This is a genomic window from Pseudomonas sp. SDO55104_S430 (assembly GCF_054070595.1).
Window position 1 is genome coordinate 1 of sequence record NZ_JBSVXG010000368.1, and the last position, 3,737, is coordinate 3,737.

The 3,737-nt window shown below is 62.5% G+C and carries 2 protein-coding genes; both read right to left on the reverse strand.

Annotation, left to right across the window (positions count from 1 at the left end; all coding sequences use genetic code 11):
- Positions 1-113: 113 nt before the first annotated feature.
- Positions 114-2,966 (reverse strand): aminomethyl-transferring glycine dehydrogenase, encoded by a 2,853-nt coding sequence (gene gcvP / locus ACW9JE_RS29495; RefSeq protein ID WP_457434768.1) that lies wholly within the window; start codon positions 2,964-2,966, stop codon positions 114-116.
- A gap of 11 nt (positions 2,967-2,977) precedes the next feature.
- Positions 2,978-3,361 carry a glycine cleavage system protein GcvH gene (gcvH, locus tag ACW9JE_RS29500; RefSeq protein WP_175380561.1) on the reverse strand — a complete coding sequence of 128 codons (384 nt, stop codon included), beginning with the start codon at positions 3,359-3,361 and terminating at the stop codon, positions 2,978-2,980.
- Positions 3,362-3,737 lie beyond the last annotated feature (376 nt).

Genomic DNA, 3,737 nt, shown 5'->3' on the forward strand with positions numbered 1-3,737 from the left:
GCGGTGGATCAGTCGACATCGCGGTTACCTGACGCACCGCCATCGCAGGCAAGCCAGCTCCCACAGGTTTTGTGGTGTTCTTGATTGGGGCGGGTTTACCGCCCCGCATCTGTTTAAGCGTAGCTTTCGATCGACGGGCAAGCGCAAACCAGGTTGCGGTCGCCAAACACGTTGTCGACCCGACCGACCGGCGGCCAGTACTTGGCTTCGATCAGGGACGCCACCGGATACACCGCCTGCTCGCGGCTGTACGGGTGCGACCACTCGCCGACCAGTTCCGCGGCGGTGTGCGGGGCGTTTTTCAGCGGGTTGTCGTCCTTGTCCAACGTGCCGTTTTCCACCGCGCGGATTTCTTCGCGGATGCGGATCATGGCGTCGCAGAAGCGGTCCAGCTCTTCCTTGGATTCGCTCTCGGTCGGCTCGATCATCAGCGTGCCGGCCACCGGGAACGACATGGTCGGGGCGTGGAAGCCGAAGTCGATCAGGCGCTTGGCCACGTCGTCGACGCTGATGCCGCTGCTGTCTTTCAACGGACGCAGATCCAGGATGCACTCATGCGCCACCAGACCGTTGCTGCCGGTGTACAGCACTGGGTAATGCTCTTCCAGACGACGGGAGATGTAGTTGGCGTTGAGGATCGCCAACTGCGAGGCGCGCTTGAGGCCAGCGCCGCCCATCATGCGGATGTACATCCAGGTGATCGGCAGGATGCTCGCGCTGCCGAATGGTGCCGCGCAGACCGCGCCTTCCTTGCGCTCCATCTGAGCGTGACCCGGCAGGAACGGCGTCAGGTGCGATTTCACACCGATCGGACCAACGCCCGGACCGCCACCGCCGTGTGGAATGCAGAAGGTCTTGTGCAGGTTGAGGTGCGACACGTCGCCGCCGAACTTGCCTGGGGCGCAGAGGCCGACCATGGCGTTCATGTTGGCGCCGTCGATGTACACCTGGCCGCCGTTGTCGTGAACGATGGCGCAGATTTCGCGGATGCCTTCCTCGAACACGCCGTGGGTCGACGGGTAGGTGATCATCAGCGCGGCGAGGTGTTCGCGGTGCTCGATGGCCTTGGCGCGCAGGTCTTCGATGTCGACGTTACCACGGGCGTCGCAAGCGGTGACGACGACGCGCATGCCGGCCATCTGGGCGGTAGCTGGGTTGGTGCCGTGGGCCGAGGACGGGATCAGGCAGATGTCGCGACGATCTTCGCCACGGCTCTGGTGGTAGGCGCGGATGGCCAGCAGGCCCGCATATTCACCCTGAGAACCGGCGTTCGGTTGCAGCGAGATCGAGTCGTAACCGGTGGCGGCGCAGAGCATCGCTTCCAGCTCGTCGGTCAGCTGCTGGTAGCCGGCGCTCTGCTCGGCCGGGGCGAACGGGTGCAGGGTGCCGAACTCGGCCCAGGTCACCGGGATCATTTCGCTGGCGGCGTTGAGCTTCATGGTGCACGAACCCAGCGGGATCATGGTGCGGTCCAGTGCCAGGTCCTTGTCGGCGAGCTTGCGCAGGTAGCGCATCAGCTCGGTTTCCGAGTGATAACGATTGAACACCGGGTGGCTGAGGATCGGCGATTGACGCACCAGCGCGGACGGGATGGTCGCGGCGACCGAAGCGGCGAGGGCGGCGAAGTCCGGCAGCGCCTTGCCTTCGGCCAGCAGCGCCCACAGGGTTTCGACGTCGGCCTGGGTGCTGGTTTCGTCGAGGGACAGGCCCAGACGTTCGGCGTCGACCACGCGCAGGTTGATCTGCTGGGCGCGTGCTTTTTCATGAAGCTGGGCGGTGGTGGCGCCGGTGTTCAGGGTCAGGGTGTCGAAGAAGCTGGCTTGTTCAACTTGAAGACCGAGAGAGCTCAAGCCTTTGGCCAGAATCGCCGTCAGCTGGTGCACACGCTGAGCGATCTGCGTCAGGCCTTTCGGACCGTGATAAACGGCATACATGCTGGCGATGTTGGCCAGCAGTACCTGCGCGGTGCAGATGTTGCTGGTGGCCTTCTCGCGGCGGATGTGTTGTTCGCGGGTCTGCATCGCCAGGCGCAGGGCCGGCTTGCCGAAACGGTCCACGGAGACGCCGACCAGACGGCCCGGCATGTCGCGCTTGAATGCATCCTTGGTGGAGAAATACGCCGCGTGCGGACCACCGAAGCCCAGCGGCACGCCGAAGCGCTGTGCGCTGCCGATGGCCACGTCGGCGCCGAATTCGCCCGGCGGGCTCAGCAGGGTCAACGCCAGCAGATCGGCGGCCACCGCCACCAGGGCATTGGCGGCGTGGAAACGCTCGGTCAGCTCGCGGTAGTCGAACAGGTCACCGTTGCTCGCCGGGTACTGCAGCAGTGCGCCGAAGAATGGCGTCACGTCAGTCAGTTCAAGCTCGTCGCCAACGACTACGTCGATGCCCAACGGCTCGGCACGGGTGCGCAGCACATCGAGGGTCTGCGGGTGGCAGTGCACGGAAGCGAAGAATTTATGGCTGCCCTTGTTCTTGCTCAGGCGCTTGCAGAAGGTCATGGCTTCGGCGGCGGCGGTGGCTTCGTCGAGCAGGGAAGCGTTGGCGATCGGCAGGCCGGTGAGGTCGCTGATCAGGGTCTGGAAGTTCAGCAGCGCTTCGAGACGGCCCTGGGAAATTTCCGGCTGGTAGGGGGTGTAGGCGGTGTACCAGGCCGGGTTTTCCAGCAGGTTGCGCAGGATCGGCGACGGCGTGTGAGTGCCGTAGTAACCCTGGCCGATGAAGGTCTTGAACAGCTGGTTCTTGCCGGCGATGGACTTGATCAGGGCCAGGGCATCGGCTTCGCTCAGGCCGTCTTCGAGGCCGAGGACGCTGGTGCCTTTGATGCTGTCCGGGATGACGCTGGCGCTCAGGGCTTCCAGGGAGTCGAAGCCCAGGCTGTTGAGCATGGCCTGCTCGTCACCGGCGCGAGGGCCGATGTGGCGGGCAATGAATTCGTTGGCGGTGGTCAGGTTGACTTGAGTCATGTTCATGCTCCTCAGGCTTCGGCTTGGGCTTTGATCAGACGGTCGTAGGCGTCCTGATCCAACAGTTTGGCGACAGCCGAAGCGTCGGCCGGCTTGAAGCGGAAGAACCAGCCTTCGCCCAGCGGATCTTCGTTGACCAGTTCCGGAGCGCTGTCCAGCGCCGGGTTCACTTCCAGTACTTCGCCGTCCAGCGGCATGTAGACGCCGCTGGCGGCTTTTACCGATTCCACGGTGGCGGCTTCAGCGCCTTTGTCGTAGGACTGCAGCTCAGGCAGTTGTACGAAAACCACGTCGCCCAATGCGTTCTGGGCGAAGGCAGTAATACCGACGGTGACCGAACCGTCAGCTTCGGCGCGCAGCCATTCGTGATCTTCAGTAAAACGCAATTCGCTCATGGAAACTCCTAGGGGGCCAGACTCGTCTGGTGGACGCGGTGGAATGCTTGGGCAGATGCCCTGATTTATGACTGGGTATTAAGCAAGAACGCGGCCAATCTGTTTTTATCGTTATAAATCAATAAGTTAATCTGATTTTTCGTGGGAATTAATTTATGGGCTGTAGCGAAATCGCTACAGGGGCGAGGGCAGAAAAAAGCTGAAGTGGATCAAAGCCTTGCGCAGCCGTGATCGGAGAGGGGTGTAGCGATATCGTTCCGCTGTAGCGCTTTCAGTACAGGTGGAGGTCGCTTTTGGAGTGATTTCTGCAGAACACTGACCAACCCTGTGGGAGCGAGCCTGCTCGCGATGGGGTTTTGTCATTCAGCATAGATGT

What these genes read in the sequence shown, in the direction of transcription:
- gcvH (WP_175380561.1), bottom strand. Translation starts at nt 3,361, where the DNA reads ATGAGCGAATTGCGTTTTACTGAAGATCACGAATGGCTGCGCGCCGAA.
- gcvP (WP_457434768.1), bottom strand. Translation starts at nt 2,966, where the DNA reads ATGACTCAAGTCAACCTGACCACCGCCAACGAATTCATTGCCCGCCAC.